15 protein-coding genes are annotated in these 14,842 nt (G+C 67.0%); 6 read left to right on the forward strand and 9 right to left on the reverse strand.

Translation table 11 applies throughout. The annotated features are described in order from the left end of the window. Positions 1 to 1,686, reverse strand: a complete 1,686-nt coding sequence (locus tag MYXE_RS16235) for a DAK2 domain-containing protein (protein ID WP_112650185.1) — start codon at positions 1,684 to 1,686, stop codon at positions 1 to 3. Positions 1,687 to 1,873: 187 nt separating this feature from the next. Between MYXE_RS16235 and rpmB the strand changes: the two genes are divergently transcribed. Beyond that, the gene (gene rpmB, locus MYXE_RS16240) at positions 1,874 to 2,068 is read left to right on the forward strand and encodes a 50S ribosomal protein L28 (protein WP_003922095.1); all 195 of its coding nucleotides are present in this window, start codon (positions 1,874 to 1,876) and stop codon (positions 2,066 to 2,068) included. Positions 2,069 to 2,143: 75 nt separating this feature from the next. Here the strand turns inward: rpmB and MYXE_RS16245 are convergent, their stop codons facing one another. The 3 genes from MYXE_RS16245 to MYXE_RS16255 are packed head-to-tail and all read right to left on the reverse strand — an operon-like array spanning position 2,144 to position 4,038. Next, a complete protein-coding gene (locus tag MYXE_RS16245) occupies positions 2,144 to 2,827 on the reverse strand; it encodes a uracil-DNA glycosylase (RefSeq protein WP_085195762.1) in 684 nt (227 codons plus the stop codon). Further along, the gene (locus tag MYXE_RS16250) at positions 2,824 to 3,114 is read right to left on the reverse strand and encodes a DUF1330 domain-containing protein (RefSeq protein ID WP_003922097.1); all 291 of its coding nucleotides are present in this window, start codon (positions 3,112 to 3,114) and stop codon (positions 2,824 to 2,826) included. The genes MYXE_RS16245 and MYXE_RS16250 overlap by 4 nt, the downstream gene beginning before the upstream one ends. 9 nt (positions 3,115 to 3,123) lie before the next feature. Next, complete coding sequence (locus MYXE_RS16255) at positions 3,124 to 4,038, reverse strand: thiamine-phosphate kinase (protein WP_112650186.1); 915 nt, start codon at positions 4,036 to 4,038, stop codon at positions 3,124 to 3,126. 181 nt (positions 4,039 to 4,219) lie between these two features. Between MYXE_RS16255 and MYXE_RS16260 the strand changes: the two genes are divergently transcribed. Then, a complete protein-coding gene (locus MYXE_RS16260) occupies positions 4,220 to 4,795 on the forward strand; it encodes a DUF3515 domain-containing protein (protein ID WP_085195760.1) in 576 nt (191 codons plus the stop codon). An 18-nt stretch (positions 4,796 to 4,813) separates the two neighbouring features. Here the strand turns inward: MYXE_RS16260 and MYXE_RS16265 are convergent, their stop codons facing one another. Both MYXE_RS16265 and MYXE_RS16270 read right to left on the reverse strand, forming a co-directional pair. Then, complete coding sequence (locus MYXE_RS16265) at positions 4,814 to 5,863, reverse strand: D-alanine--D-alanine ligase family protein (RefSeq protein ID WP_232061843.1); 1,050 nt, start codon at positions 5,861 to 5,863, stop codon at positions 4,814 to 4,816. A gap of 187 nt (positions 5,864 to 6,050) precedes the next feature. Further along, positions 6,051 to 7,031, reverse strand: a complete 981-nt coding sequence (locus tag MYXE_RS16270; protein ID WP_085195810.1) for an NAD(P)H-dependent glycerol-3-phosphate dehydrogenase — start codon at positions 7,029 to 7,031, stop codon at positions 6,051 to 6,053. Positions 7,032 to 7,159: 128 nt separating this feature from the next. Between MYXE_RS16270 and cofC the strand changes: the two genes are divergently transcribed. From cofC to mutT1, 3 genes are all read left to right on the forward strand, one after another. Continuing rightward, positions 7,160 to 7,810 (forward strand): 2-phospho-L-lactate guanylyltransferase, encoded by a 651-nt coding sequence (gene cofC, locus MYXE_RS16275; RefSeq protein ID WP_085195756.1) that lies wholly within the window; start codon positions 7,160 to 7,162, stop codon positions 7,808 to 7,810. An 80-nt stretch (positions 7,811 to 7,890) separates the two neighbouring features. Then, on the forward strand, positions 7,891 to 10,107 hold the full coding sequence (locus tag MYXE_RS16280; RefSeq protein ID WP_085195754.1) for an RNA degradosome polyphosphate kinase: 2,217 nt from the start codon (positions 7,891 to 7,893) through the stop codon (positions 10,105 to 10,107). A 76-nt stretch (positions 10,108 to 10,183) separates the two neighbouring features. Beyond that, the gene (gene mutT1, locus MYXE_RS16285) at positions 10,184 to 11,122 is read left to right on the forward strand and encodes an 8-oxo-(d)GTP phosphatase MutT1 (RefSeq protein WP_085195752.1); all 939 of its coding nucleotides are present in this window, start codon (positions 10,184 to 10,186) and stop codon (positions 11,120 to 11,122) included. A gap of 62 nt (positions 11,123 to 11,184) precedes the next feature. Here the strand turns inward: mutT1 and MYXE_RS16290 are convergent, their stop codons facing one another. From MYXE_RS16290 to leuC, 3 genes are all read right to left on the reverse strand, one after another. Further along, a complete protein-coding gene (locus tag MYXE_RS16290; RefSeq protein ID WP_085195750.1) occupies positions 11,185 to 11,793 on the reverse strand; it encodes an HU family DNA-binding protein in 609 nt (202 codons plus the stop codon). 211 nt (positions 11,794 to 12,004) lie between these two features. Continuing rightward, the gene (gene leuD / locus MYXE_RS16295) at positions 12,005 to 12,601 is read right to left on the reverse strand and encodes a 3-isopropylmalate dehydratase small subunit (protein ID WP_003922106.1); all 597 of its coding nucleotides are present in this window, start codon (positions 12,599 to 12,601) and stop codon (positions 12,005 to 12,007) included. 37 nt (positions 12,602 to 12,638) lie between these two features. After that, entirely contained in the window at positions 12,639 to 14,042 is a 1,404-nt protein-coding gene (leuC, locus tag MYXE_RS16300) for a 3-isopropylmalate dehydratase large subunit (protein ID WP_085195808.1), read from the reverse strand. Between the two features lie 66 nt (positions 14,043 to 14,108). Here leuC and MYXE_RS16305 point away from each other — a divergent pair, with 66 nt between their 5' ends. Beyond that, a complete protein-coding gene (locus MYXE_RS16305) occupies positions 14,109 to 14,810 on the forward strand; it encodes an IclR family transcriptional regulator (RefSeq protein WP_085195748.1) in 702 nt (233 codons plus the stop codon). Positions 14,811 to 14,842: the final 32 nt, after the last annotated feature.

Below are 14,842 nucleotides of genomic sequence, written 5' to 3' on the forward strand. Positions count from 1 at the left end.
CTACTCGACCCCGATCAGAAGCGCGTCGCCGCGATGCCCGGTGCGGTAGCTCACCACCTCGGTGCCCGGATGATGGTCGTGCACATGGACTTTCATCGTGGATTCGACGACGGCGCCATCGGCATCCAAGCCTGCGCCGACCAACATGGTTACCAGCTCGCCACCGGCAGCCAGCAACAGATCGACCAGGCCGGTTGCCGCCGAGCCGATATCGTCGGCCACGATCAACACCTCATCACCGGCGATACCTAAGCCGTCACCGGGCCGGCAAGGGCCGGCGAAGGTCAGTGCTTGCTCGGTGGCAACGCGCACCGACCCGTGTCGGGCGGCGCTGGCCGCGCGGGCCATGGTGTAGCCGTCGTCGACTGCCTGCCGCTCAGGGTCATGCACCGCGAGCGCGGCCAGCCCCTGCACCATCGACCCGGTCGGCAGCGGCACCACGTCGATCCCCCAGCCGATGGCGGCGGTGCAGCCGGCCACGAGTTCTTCGGCGGCCACATAACCGTTGGGCAACACCATGACCTGCGCAGCGCCGGTGTCCACCACTGCCCGCAACAGCTGCTGCGCGCTGACCGCGGTAGCGGGTTCGGCCGCCTCAGGGTCAGGCCGCAGCACGCAAGCGCCCTCGCCAGCGAACAGCTCCGCGGCACCGTCACCGTCGACAACAGCCAGAACCGCCCGCTCACGCGTCCAGCTGCCCGGCGGCAATCGGGTCGCTGCCCCGGTCAGCGCTGAGATCTGGATCCGGCGCGGCGTCCCGAACACCAGCCCGGCCTCGACGGCGGCGCCGGCGTCGTCGGTGTGGACATGAACCGAGTAGCCGCTGACCGCATCGGATGCCGAGGCCGCGATCGCCACCGAGTCACCGAGCTCGCCAAGCCGATCCCGCAGCGCATCAGCTCCGGCGGCGTCGCAGCCACCCAGCAAATACATGACCTCGAACTGCGGCGCTGGGATTTCGCGGGGGGCCTGGGCTGATAGCAGCCGCGGTGACGGCGCATACACCGTACGAGCCGGCGCCAGGCCGGTGATGGTCGCGCTGAACGCATCGAGAAGCACCAGCAGGCCGCGCCCGCCGGCGTCGACCACGCCGGCGTCGGCGAGAACGTTCAGCTGTTCGGGAGTCTTCTCCAGCGCCACGACCGCAGCGTCACCGGCGGCCGTAATCGCTTGTGCCAGCCCTTCTCCGTCGTCCGCGCACTGCTCGACAGCGTCGGCCGCGGCCTGCAGCACCGACACGATGGTGCCGGCGACCTCCTGCCCACCCATCGAGGCGACCACCAGGTCCACACCGTGGCGCAGCGCGGCCCCGAGCACGGCGGCGTCGATGTCGGGCAGTTCACCACCGGCCTCGGCGGCGGCCGTGGCCGTCACGTCGGCGATACCGCGCAGGATTTGCGAGAGAATAACTCCTGAGTTGCCGCGCGCGCCATGCAGCGCACCAGCAGAGAGGGCCGCCGCCACTCGGGCCACGTCTGCGGAACCGGATTTGAAGTTCGCGACCGCGTTGGCCTCAGCCAGCGCCGAGCGCATGGTGAACAGCATGTTGGTGCCGGTGTCGCCGTCGGCGATGGGAAACACGTTGAGCCGGTTGATCTCGTCGATGTGCATGATCAAGTCGCTGACGGCGGTGTGTGCCCAGTCGCGCAGTGCGAATGCGTCCAGGGGACGATCCGACCTAGCCACATCGGACACCACCTCGCACACCTCCTCTGGTGGCGCCAGCCTAGCGAGTTGAGCCGACAGGACAGGTCACACAGTATCGCCAGGTGTTGGTCGTTTTGGCGCATCGCCACGCCGCCGGTTATCCTGGCCAAGTCGTCGGGTCACCCGTAGCCCGGTTGTTGGCCCCAAAGATTTGAGGAGTTTCGTCATGGCCGCCGTCTGCGACATCTGCGGAAAGCGCCCCGGCTTCGGCAAATCGGTGTCGCACTCGCACCGCAGGACCAGCCGGCGGTGGAACCCCAATATCCAGACCGTGCGCGCCGTTGCCCGTCCCGGCGGCAACAAGCAGCGGCTCAACGTGTGCACGTCCTGCATGAAAGCCGGCAAGGTCGCCCGCGGCTAGCGGCTCACGAGCAGACGCAAACCAACCCACTCGCCCGGCGTGTCGCACGACGCCAGCCTCTGTTCGGCCGAGGAACTAGGGCAGCCGCCAATCGACCGGTTCGGCGCCCATCTTCTCCAGCAGCTCGTTGGCCCGGCTGAACGGCCGTGAACCGAAGAAACCTCGAGACGCCGACAGCGGCGAGGGATGCGCCGACTCGATCGCGACGCAGTCGCCGCCGGCCAAGATTGGCTTGAGCGTGGAGGCGTCACGGCCCCACAGAATCGCCACCAGCGGCTGCTTGCGATCCGCCAGGGCCCGAATTGCGTGCTCGGTGACCATCTCCCAGCCCTTGCCACGATGTGACGCCGGGTTTCCCGGTTGGACGGTGAGCACCCTGTTCAGCAGCATCACTCCGCGCTGAGCCCACGGGCTCAAGTCGCCGGACGACGGTGTGGGATAGCCCAGGTCGTCGACGTATTCGGCGAAAATGTTCTCCAGGCTGCGCGGCAGCGGCTGCACACCGGGGGCCACCGAAAAGCTGAGCCCCACCGCATGTCCGGGAGTCGGGTACGGATCCTGTCCGACGATCAGCACCCGCACCTGTTCGAATGGAAATGTGAAGGCTCGCAACACATTCGGTCCGGACGGCAGGTAGCGGCGCCCAGCGGCCAGCTCGGCTCGCAGGAATCGCCCCATCGCGGCGACCTGTTCGGCCACCGGCACCAGCGCGCGGGCCCAGCCGTCCTCGACTAATTCGTGCAGCGGTCGCGCGGTCACGGCAGTCCCTGCGCCAGCAGCACCACGGTATCTGCGCCCGCCCGACGGTCCTGCGAAATGCGTTGGTATTCAGGCGATTCGGCCCAACTCCAGAAGGCCGCCTCGTCGGGAAACGACATCAGCACCACCTTTTCGCGGTCCCACTGGCCTTCGACGACTTGCGGAGCTTCGTCGGCGGCCAGCAGTGTTCCGGCGTAGCGCGAGAAGACCTCCATGAACTTCGCCTGGTAACGGTCGTAGGCGGTGCGGTCGGTGAATCTGAGCTGAGCGATCGCATACACGGTCACGGCGCTACCTTAACGACTGTTGAATGCTTGCCAGCCCGCGTATCCGCGCCACTCCACCCCGTCGACGAGCACCCGGGCGGGACCGTCCAGCACCCGGCCGATGACCCGCCAGCCCGCCGGGACGCCCCCGGCGAAAGCCGCAACCAACGCATGGTCCTCTCCCCCGCTGAGCACCCACGACCACGGGTCGACGCCCACCGCGTCGGCGGCCGCGGTCAGCGCCCGATGATCGGCGGCCAGCGCTGCGGTGGACACGTCGATCCCTACCCCGGACGCCTTGGCGACATGGCCCAGATCGGCCACCAGCCCGTCGGACACGTCGATCATCGCTTGCGCGCCGGCCCTGGCGGCCGCCCGGCCCTGCCCGTAGGGCGGGCGCGGCACCAGATGGCGCCGCCGCAACTCGTTGAAGCCCTCAATTCCGCTGCGCCACAAGGAATATCCGGCAGCTGAATATCCCAACTCGCCGGCGACGGCGATCACCGAGCCCGGGCGGGCTCCTGCTCGCAGCACCGGCGCACCCCCGGCCAGATCGCCCAGCACCGTCACCGCGACCACCCACTGCGGGCAGTTGACCAGGTCGCCGCCGACGATGCCGGCCCCGATCTGTCCCGCCTCGTCCCACATGGCATCGGCGAACTCGCTGACACGTGCGGCGAGGGTTTCGGGCGGTGCGCCCAAGCCGACGACGAACGCGGTCGGCGCCGCGCCCATGGCCTCGATATCGGCCGCGTTTTGCGCGACGGCCTTGCGGCCGACATCCTCCGGCGTCGACCAATCCAGCCGAAAATGCCGGCCCTGCACGAGCATGTCGGTCGAGATCACTGTCCGGCCGTCGCCGGTGAGCACCACCGCCGCGTCATCACCGGGTCCGAGCGCGGTTGTGGGCGGTTGCCGGCGGCCTGCCAACAGCCGGTCGATCATGCCGAACTCGCCGAGCTGTCTGAGGGTGGGCCCAGGCTCGCCGCTGCTCACGTCGCTTCCTCCCGGCCCGTTGATCCCCGATGAATACCGGTCGACCTGCGGTAAGTTTGGTCCGCCGACTTCGGCGGCGGACACGTGGAGTGTAAGCAGGTGATGGGACCGCCCCGAAAACTACGACGCGATGGACGCGCAATCGAAAAGTGAGCAGCTGGCCGGTTCGGACGGGCCGCCACGGGCATTGCTGATCGCAGCACTGCTGCTGACCGTCGTCGTCATCGGGATCATGTTGGCCATCGCGGCCACTCGCCACCCGCCGCAGCAACCGGTCGCGATCCCGGCCGTTCCCGCCCCGCAGGCCGACGATCCGGCCTGCCGGGCGTTGCTGCAGGCGCTGCCGCAGCGGCTCGGCGACTACCAGCGTGCCCCGGCAGCGCGGCCCGTGCCGCCCGGGGCTGCGGCCTGGCGTGCCCGCGGCACCGCCGAGCCGGTGGTACTGCGGTGCGGTCTCACCCGGCCGCCAGACTTCGTGGTGGGCTCGCCGATTCAGGTGGTCGACCGAGTGCAGTGGTTTCAGGAGATGGACACCCAGGCCGGCGGCCAAGCGGGCCGCAGCACGTGGTACACGGTCGACCGGCCGGTGTATGTGGCGCTCACACTGCCGCCGGGGTCGGGGAGCACGCCGATTCAGGAAATATCCGAGGTGATCGACCGCAGCATCGCTGCGGTACCGATAGCGCCGGCACCGCCGACGGGCTAGCGCAGCGGTCGGGTGCCGCTAGCGCAGCCCGACACCACGGGCCAACGCGGTCTCGACCATGATCGCCAGCAACGCGGGGTAGTCGACCCCGCTGGCCGCCCACATCCGCGGAAACATCGAGATCGTGGTGAATCCGGGCATGGTGTTGACCTCGTTGATCAGCGGCCCGTCGTCGGTGAGGAAGAAATCGACCCGGGCCAGCCCTTCGCAGTCGATAGCCCGAAACGCCCGGATCGCCAAATCACGTATCGCATCGCTGACGTCGTCGTCAATTTTGGCCGGCACGTCGAGCTCCGCAACGTCGTCGAGGTACTTGGTCGCGAAGTCGTAAAAGGGGTCATCGCGACCACGGACCCCGGCCAATCGAATCTCCCCGACGCTGCTGGCTTGGACTGTTCCGTCTGGGATTTCGAGCACACCGCACTCTAGTTCGCGGCCAACCACAGCGGCCTCCACAAGGACTTTGGGATCGTGCTGGCGGGCGTGGTCGATGGCCGCGGGCAGCTGGGCCCAGTCCGTCACCCGGCTGACACCGATCGACGAGCCGCCGCGCGCAGGTTTGACGAAAACCGGCAGTCCCAGGCGTTCCCGCTGCTCGGGCGTCAACGTCGGCTGCGACGACCGCAGCACCTCGTAGGCGCCGACCGGGAGCCCGTCAGCGGCCAGCAGCTTTTTGGTGAACTCCTTGTCCATTGCGGTCGCACTGGCCAGCACGCCGGCGCCCACATAGGGAACGCCGGCCAGTTCGAGCAAACCCTGAATGGTGCCGTCCTCGCCGTACGGGCCATGCAATACCGGAAACACCACGTCGACCGAGGCGAGCACCTCGCCGGCGCTCAGCTTCCCCTCGGTGTTGACCGACACCAGCTGGCCGCGCTGGCGCGGATCCTGCGCCAACGCCAGCGCGGTGCCCGATGCCGCGCTGACCTCAGGCAACCGGCCATCGGTGATGGCCAGGGTTTCCGGGCGGGCGTCGGTGAGCACCCAGGAGCCATCACGCGTGATGCCTACCGGCACGACGTCGAAGCGTTGCCGGTCCAAGTGACGCAGAATGCTGCCCGCAGACATGCACGAAATCGCGTGTTCGTTGCTGCGTCCGCCGTAGACCACAGCGACGCGGGTACGGCCTTGGGATGTCGGCGATCCGGCGTCTCCGCTCGACGCGGGCCGGTGGCGAGCACTCACAACCTCAAGAGGCTACCGCCATGGCGGCCTGGCACCCGGTACGGCGGCCCTGACCTGGGCCGATGACGGGTCACTCCGGCTTAGTGCTGCGGCCCAGCAGCAAAACCACCGCTTCGTCGACGGATAGGCCCTTGTGGCAGACGCGGTGCACGGCGTCGGTCAGTGGCATCTCCACGTCGTAGCTGGACGCCAGCGCCAGTACAGATTCGCACGACGTCACCCCTTCGACTACATGGCCGTCACGCGCCTGCATGGCCGACTGCATTGTGCCGCCCCGGCCCAGGCACTCGCCGAAAGACCGGTTGCGCGACCGCCGTGAGGTGCAGGTGGCCACCAGGTCGCCCACCCCGGCCAGGCCGGCGAGCGTGGCACCCTTGGCTCCCAGTGCGATCCCGAGCCGCATGATCTCGGCAAGCCCCCGGGTGATGATCGCCGCGGCGGTGTTTTCGCCGAGCCCCGCACCGGCCGCCATCCCGCACGCCAACGCGATGACGTTCTTGCATGCGCCGCCAATCTCGGTGCCGATGACGTCGGCATTGGTGTACGGACGGAAGTAGCCGGTGTTCAGCGCGCGCTGCAATGCGACCGCCCGCCCGGAGTCGCTGCACGCCACGACGGTGGCGGCGGGCTGACGCTGAGCAATCTCGCTGGCCAGGTTGGGGCCGGAAACCACCGCAACCTGGTCCGGATCGACGCCGGTCACCGCGACGATCACCTGGCTCATCCGCATCAGCGTGTTCAGTTCGATGCCCTTGGCGAGGCTGACCAGGGTGGCGCCCTCGGCAAACAAACCCGCCCACTGTTCGACGTTGGCCCGCATGGTCTGTGCCGGAACACCCAGCAGCACGGTCGACGCGCCGCTGAGCGCCTCGGCGGCATCGGCCGTGGCGCGGATCGCCGAGGGCAACTGGACGCCGGGCAGGTAGCCGGTGTTGCAGCGGGTGGCATTGATCTCCTCGGCGACCTCGCCACGGCGGGCCCACAACGTCACCGCAGTGCCGGCTTCGGCCAACACCTTGGCCAGCGCCGTGCCCCACGCACCGGCGCCCATCACCGCAACCGCACCGTCCACGCCAGCCACCGATACCAACTCCCAATGCCGTGTGTCTGCTGCATCCGCAGGCGCCCACCCTAGCCCGGCGGAGGCGCAGCCCGTATCCGCGCTGGCAGGATGAGCGCATGAGCGGCACCCGGGCCGACGGTCACGGTGACGTTGGCCTGATCGTGGCCGTCAAGCGGCTGACCGTCGCCAAGACGCGGCTGGCGCCGATCTTTTCGGCCCGAACCCGCGAGGCGGTGGTGCTGGCCATGCTCGTCGACACCCTGACCGCGGCTGCAGCGGTTGACTCGTTGCGCTCGATCACCGTGATCACGCCCGACGACGCTGCCCGCGCCGCCGCAGCCGAGCTGGGAGCCGAGGTGCTCGCCGATCCGACGCCCGAGGGCCACCCCGATTCACTGAACAACGCGATCACCGTCGCGGAACGTCTGGTGGCCGAATCGGTGCCGAATCTTGTTGTGCTGCAAGGCGATTTGCCCGCATTGCAGCCGCAGGAGCTGTCTGACGCGATCGCAGCGGCGCGCAACCACCCGCGAAGCTTTGTCGCCGACCGGCTCGGCACCGGCACCGCGGCCCTGTGCGCGTTCGGAACCGAGCTGCAGCCACAATTCGGGCCGGATTCCTCAGCGCGGCACCGCCGTTCGGGTGCGGTGGAGCTCACGGGTGCGTGGCCGGGTTTGCGCTGCGATATCGACACGCCCGACGACCTGGCGGTGGCCCGACGCCTGGGAGTCGGTCCCGCCACCGCACGAGCCTTAGCCGGCCATTAGCCCGGCCCGGTGTCCGGGCGAGACACAATGCGGCCCCGGACCGATAACAATGGAGTGAACAGCACGCCAACGGTGAACGGATGGCCGCCGCAGTGTGGCAGCACCAGCGGGTAATGCGCAATGATCGAAAAATGACCGAAATCGAAGCCGAGGTGCGCCCTGACGAGAGCGTGTGGCATCCGGGTGACTCGGCCCCGGCGGCTCCGCCCGCTGCAACCACAGCCGTCATCGAGGCAGAGCTTCCCGAGGACCGCTATCTGAACCGGGAGCTGAGCTGGCTGGACTTTAACGCGCGGGTGCTGGCGCTGGCCGCCGACACCTCGCTGCCGTTGTTGGAGCGCGCCAAGTTCCTCGCGATTTTCGCCTCCAATCTCGACGAGTTCTATATGGTGCGCGTCGCCGGGCTCAAACGCCGCGACGAGATGGGGTTGTCGGTGCGCTCGGCCGATGGTCTGACCCCGCGCGAGCAACTGCGCCGCATCGGCGAGCAGACCCAGCAGATTGCGACCAGGCACGCGCGCGTGTTCCTCGATTCGGTGCGCCCCGCGCTCGCCGAGGAAGGCATCCACGTTGTCACCTGGGCCGACCTCGACGAGGCTGAACGTGATCAGCTCTCGACCTACTTTCACGAGCAGGTCTTTCCGGTTTTGACGCCGCTGGCCGTCGATCCGGCCCACCCCTTCCCGTTCGTCAGCGGCCTGAGCCTGAACCTGGCCGTCACGGTGAAGCGCCCCGAGGACGGCGGAACGCATTTCGCGCGGGTCAAGGTGCCCAACAACGTCGATCGTTTCGTCGAACTGGCCGGGCGTGCGGGCCCGGACGGAAAGGCGGTCGTGCGGTTCTTGCCGATGGAGGAGTTGATCGCGGCCTTCCTGCCGGTCCTGTTCCCGGGTTTGGAGATCGTCGAGCATCACGTGTTCCGCATCACCCGCAACGCCGACTTCGAGGTGGAAGAAGACCGCGACGAGGACTTGCTGCAAGCGCTGGAGCGGGAATTGGCGCGCCGGCGGTTCGGATCGCCGGTGCGACTTGAGGTCTCCGACGACATGACCGAAAGCATGCTGGAGCTGCTGCTGCGCGAGCTCGACGTGCATCCCGGCGACGTCATCGAAGTGCCTGGCCTGCTTGACCTGTCGTCGCTCTGGCAGATCTACGACCTTGACCGGCCGACCCTGAAGGATCCCCCGTTCGTGCCGGCTACACCGCCGGCGTTCGCCGAGCGGGAAACGCCGAAAAGCATTTTCGCGACGCTGCGCGAAGGCGACGTGCTGGTCCATCACCCGTATGACTCGTTTTCCACCAGCGTGCAGCGATTCATCGAGCAGGCAGCCGCCGACCCCAACGTGCTGGCGATCAAGCAAACGTTGTACCGCACGTCCGGTGATTCGCCCATCGTGCACGCGCTGATCGAGGCCGCCGAAGCCGGAAAGCAGGTGGTGGCGCTGGTCGAAATCAAGGCGCGCTTCGACGAGCAGGCGAATATCCGGTGGGCGCGCACCCTCGAACAGGCTGGCGTGCATGTGGTTTACGGGCTCGTCGGGCTGAAGACCCACTGCAAGACCGCGCTGGTGGTGCGGCGCGAAGGCTCGGCCATCCGCCGCTACTGCCATGTCGGCACCGGCAACTACAACAGCAAGACGGCGCGGCTCTACGAGGACATCGGCCTTTTGACCGCCGCTCCCGATATCGGTGCCGACCTGACCGACTTGTTCAACTCGCTCACCGGCTATTCGCGCAAGGTGTCCTACCGCAATCTGCTGGTGGCCCCGCACGGCATCCGCACGGGCATCATCGAACGAGTCGAGCGCGAGGTCGCCGCTCACCGCGAAACGGGCAACGGGCGGATCCGGCTCAAACTCAACGCGCTCGTCGACGAACAGGTCATCGATGCGCTCTATCGCGCGTCGCAGGCGGGCGTGCGGGTCGAGGTGGTGGTCCGCGGCATCTGCGCATTGCGTCCGGGTGCCAAGGGCTACTCCGAAAACATCGTCGCTCGCTCCATTCTGGGGCGTTTCCTGGAGCACTCCCGGATCATCCACTTTCGCGCCATCGACGAGTTCTGGATCGGTAGTGCCGACATGATGCATCGCAATCTTGACCGCCGAGTCGAGGTGATGGCGCAAGTCAAGGATCCGCGGCTGACCGCGCAACTGAATGACGTGTTCGAATCCGCGCTGGATCCGGCCACTCGCTGCTGGGAACTGGGGCCCGACGGCCAGTGGACGGCGTCGCCGAAGGATGGGCGCCAGGTGCGCGACCACCAGGTATCGCTCATGGAGCGGCACCGCAGCCCCTGACCTACCGCATCAATCATGACCGCCAGACCGCATATACATGGTTACGAGCGGCCCGAATTAGCCTGCAGGAGTTGAGGTGTCGACACGGACCTCGGTGGATGGGCAACGCCCGGCGGGTAAAGCCGTGCCCGCCGCCGGTGCGGTGCTGTGGCGGCCTCGCCGCGGTGAGGACGGAGTCGAAATCGCGCTCATCCACCGTCCGCGTTACGACGACTGGTCGCTGCCTAAGGGAAAGGTCGATGCCGGTGAGACCGAACCGGTGACGGCGGTGCGCGAAGTGTTCGAAGAGACCGGTCACCGAGCGCATCTGGGTCGGCGGATCGCCGCGGTGAGCTACCCGATCGAGCAAGGTGTGAAAAAGGTGCGCTACTGGGCGGCGCGCAGCACGGGCGGCGAATTCACCCCCAACCACGAAGTCGACCAATTGGTCTGGCTGCCGGTACCGGCCGCGATGAAGAAGGTCGCCTACGCACAGGATCGAAAGGTTCTGCGCAGATTCGCCAAACACCCCGCAGACACCCAGACCGTGCTGATCGTCCGGCACGGTACTGCCGGCAGCCGGTCGCGCTTCTCGGGAGACGACGCCAAGCGGCCCCTGGACAAGAAGGGCCGTGCGCAGGCCGAGGCACTCGTCGCGCAGCTATTGGCGTTCGGCGCCACTGATGTATACGCCGCGGATAGGTTGCGCTGCCATCAGACCGTTGAACCGCTTGCCGAGGAATTGGGTGTGGTCATCGGCAACGAACCGCTGCTGACCGAGGAGGCTTACGCGGAAAACCCCAAGCGTGCCCGGCGCCGGGTTCTGGAAATCGCCGCGCGCGGGCATACACCGGTGATCTGCACCCAGGGCAAGGTGATTCCCGACCTGATCGCGTGGTGGTGCGCTCGCGACGGTGTGCGGCCGGATAAATCACGCAACCGTAAAGGCAGTACCTGGGTGCTGTCACTGGCCGATGGCCGGCTGATCGCGGCCGACCACATCGGCAGCGCTTTGGCGGTCAACGCCGTGACGTAAAGGCAAACACCCTCCGGGATAAAGCCGCCCGAAGGGTGTTTGCGTCTGGACCTGTTATCGGTTTACCGCCGGCCTCTTCTCGCAGTGGATTTCTTGGCCGGCGCCTTCTTGGCGGTCGACTTCTTGGCCGGCGCCTTGCGGGCAGTAGCCCTCGAGGCAGTCCGCTTAGCGGCCTTCCTGGCGGTCGACTTGGTCGCCTTCTTGGCCGCAGTCCGCTTCATCGCGGCCTTCTTCGCCGGCGCCTTCTTGGCCGCCGACTTCTTGGCAGGTGCCTTGGTTGCGGCCTTCTTGGCCGCTCTGGCAGCCTTTTTGGCCGGCGCCTTCTTCGCCGCCTTCCTGGCCCCGCCCGAGAGGACGCCGCGTTTGACGGCTGGACCTTCCGCCGGGAGACGCTGCGCTCCAGAGACAACCGCTTTGAATTGGGCCCCTGGACGGAACGCTGGCACCGACGTCGGCTTCACCCTTACCGTCTCCCCGGTGCGCGGATTGCGGGCCACACGCGCTGCGCGGTGGCGCTGTTCGAAAACACCGAAGCCGGTAATAGTGACGCTGTCACCCTTGTGCACCGCGCGCACAATGGTGTCGACGACGTTCTCGACGGCGGCCGTCGCCGATCGACGGTCTGTACCCATTTTCTCCGTGAGTACGTCGATGAGCTCTGCTTTGTTCATCCAAAACCCTCCGAAGTCAGTGGCCCTCTTTGGACCGACTAGAAGACACGGTAAACCCTTACACGGTTGATTTCCAAGAGCCACGCGCAATTTCAGGGGCCTTTAGCGAATTTTTTAGGAATCTACTTGCCCCCCTTGGCCGGTCGCCAGGCCCAAAAACAGCTAACGGACAGGGGCCCTGGAGGGCCGAAATTCGGCCCTGATCGACACGTCAGGAAGTGGTAAAAGTACGCGGCTTCCACTGCGGACGGGCAGCCTCGAAAGACTCGATTTCGCCGAGTTTCCGCAGCGTAAGGGCTATATCGTCAAGTCCTTCGAGCAATCGCCAGGCGGTGTAATCGTCAATCTTGAACGGCAGCAGCACCGTTCCGGCGGTGATATTTCGATCTTGAAGATTGGCAGTGATTTCCAGCCCCGGGCTGGCCTCGATAAGCTTCCAGAGTAGTTCGACACCCTCTTGGGCGACTTCGGCCGCCAACAGGCCCGCCTTGCCCGCGTTGCCCCGGAAAATGTCACCGAACCGAGACGAGATCACCACCCGGAATCCGTAGTCCATCAGTGCCCACACCGCGTGTTCACGCGACGATCCGGTGCCGAAATCGGGTCCCGCGACTAGTACTGAACCCCTGTCGAACGGGCTGAGATTCAGCACAAACGACGGGTCCGTGCGCCACGTCGCGAACAATCCGTCGGCGAAACCCGTTCGGGAGACCCGCTTCAAATAAACGGCGGGAATGATCTGATCTGTGTCAACATTGGACCGCCGCAGCGGCACGCCAATCCCCGTGTGGGTGCGAAACGCTTCCATGCTCATCTCCTGTCGCTACGTGATCCAAATCCGCTGCTCAATCCAAATCCGCCGGGGCGGAGAGCCTGCCGCGCACGGCGGTCGCGGCGGCGACCGCCGGCGACACCAAGTGCGTGCGGCCGCCCTTGCCCTGCCGCCCCTCGAAGTTGCGGTTGGACGTCGCAGCGCAGCGCTCCCCCGCCGCGAGCTGATCGGGGTTCATTCCCAGACACATTGAGCAGCCGGCCTGGCGCCACTCGGCGCCCGCAGCGGTGAAAACTTCACCGAGCCCTTCCGCTTCGGCCTGTGCGCGCACCCGCATCGAGCCGGGAACGATCAGCATCCGCACGCTTGGAGCTATTTTGCGGCCGCGCAATATCTCGGCCACAGCACGCAGGTCCTCGATCCGGCCATTGGTGCACGAGCCCACGAACACCGCGTCAACTGAAATGTCGCGCATTGGCGTGCCGGGGCGAAGGTCCATGTACGCCAACGCCTTCTCGGCGGCTTGGCGCTCGCTGTCGTCGGTGAACAGCTCGGGGTCCGGCACCGCGGCGTCCAGCGGCACCCCTTGTCCCGGATTGGTTCCCCACGTGACGAACGGACTCAGCGAGCCCGCCTCCAGCTCGACCTCGGTGTCGAATTCGGCGCCGGGGTCGGTGCGCAGCTGGTTCCAGTACGTGACGGCGGCGTCCCACTGCATGCCCGTCGGCGCGTGCGGCCGCCCTCGCAGGTACTCGTAGGTGATCTCATCCGGTGCCACCATGCCCGCACGTGCGCCGGCTTCGATGCTCATATTGCAAATCGTCATCCGGCCTTCCATCGACAGTGATTCGATGGCACTGCCCCGGTATTCGATGACATGGCCCTGCGCGCCGCCGGTGCCGATCTTTGCGATCAGTGCGAGGATCACGTCCTTGGCCGTCACTCCGGCAGGCAACTGGCCGTCGACGTTGACCGCCATCGTCTTGAATGGTCGCAGTGGCAGCGTTTGGGTCGCCAGCACGTGTTCCACCTCCGACGTGCCGATGCCCATCGCCAGCGCGCCGAAAGCGCCATGGGTGGAGGTGTGGCTGTCGCCACAAACAATCGTCATACCCGGCTGGGTGAGACCCAATTGCGGTCCCACCACATGCACGATGCCTTGCTCGATATCTCCCATCGGGTACAAGCGGATGCCGAATTCAGCGCAGTTGCGCCGCAGCGTGTCGACTTGAGTGCGCGATACCCGGTCGGCGATCGGCTTGCCGATGTCAACGGTCGGCACGTTGTGATCCTCGGTGGCAAGGGTCAAGTCGGGTCTCCTAACCCGGCGGCCGGCCAATCGCAGTCCGTCGAACGCCTGCGGGCTGGTGACCTCGTGCACCAAATGCAGGTCGATGTAGATGAGGTCCGGATCGTCGCCACCGCCGGAAGCCACAACGTGGTCGTCCCAAACCTTCTCCGCCAACGTACGCGCCATCGCCACCCCGATTCTTCAGTCCCACACCTCGCGTGTTCTCACAATGCGAGACGCTAATATCTCTTTGTGAGACAGGATAGCGGCATCGGGGTGCTCGACAAAGCTGTGGGTGTGCTGCACGCGATCGCGGAATCGCCGTGCGGCTTGGCTGAACTGTGCGAACGCACCGGCTTGCCCAGGGCCACCGCGCACCGGCTTGCCGCCGGCCTCGAGGTGCATCGTCTGCTGGCTCGCGACAGTGAAGGCCGCTGGCGGCTAGGTCCCGCGGTGAGCGAACTTGCGGCCCATGTCGATGATCCGCTGCTGGCGGCCAGCCCGGCGGTGCTAGCTTCGCTGCGCGAGGTCACCGGCGAGAGCGTGCAGCTATACCGCCGCGACGGCAATTGGCGGATTTGTATTGCCGCGCTGGAACCGCCTGCGGGCCTTCGGGACACGGTGCCAGTGGGTGCGCGGCTGCCGATGACGGCCGGCTCAGGCGCCAAGGTGCTGCTGGCCTACAGCGACACGGCCACCCAGCAAGCCATCCTGCCCGCGGCGAAGTTCAGCGAGCGCGCGTTGGCCGAGGTGCGGCGGCGTGGTTGGGCCCAAAGCGTGGCCGAGCGCGAGCCCGGCGTGGCCAGCGTCTCGGCGCCGGTGCGAGACTCCCGTGGCTCAGTGGTCGCCGCGATTTCGGTTTCCGGACCGATCGACCGCCTGGGCCGCCGCCCCGGCGCACGTTGGGCCGCCGACCTATTGGCTGCAGCGGACGCAATTACCCGTCTGCTGTGAACGTGATGGCCCCCGACGGCGCCCCGGCAGCT

This window comes from Mycobacterium xenopi (assembly GCF_009936235.1).
Classification (GTDB): domain Bacteria; phylum Actinomycetota; class Actinomycetes; order Mycobacteriales; family Mycobacteriaceae; genus Mycobacterium; species Mycobacterium xenopi.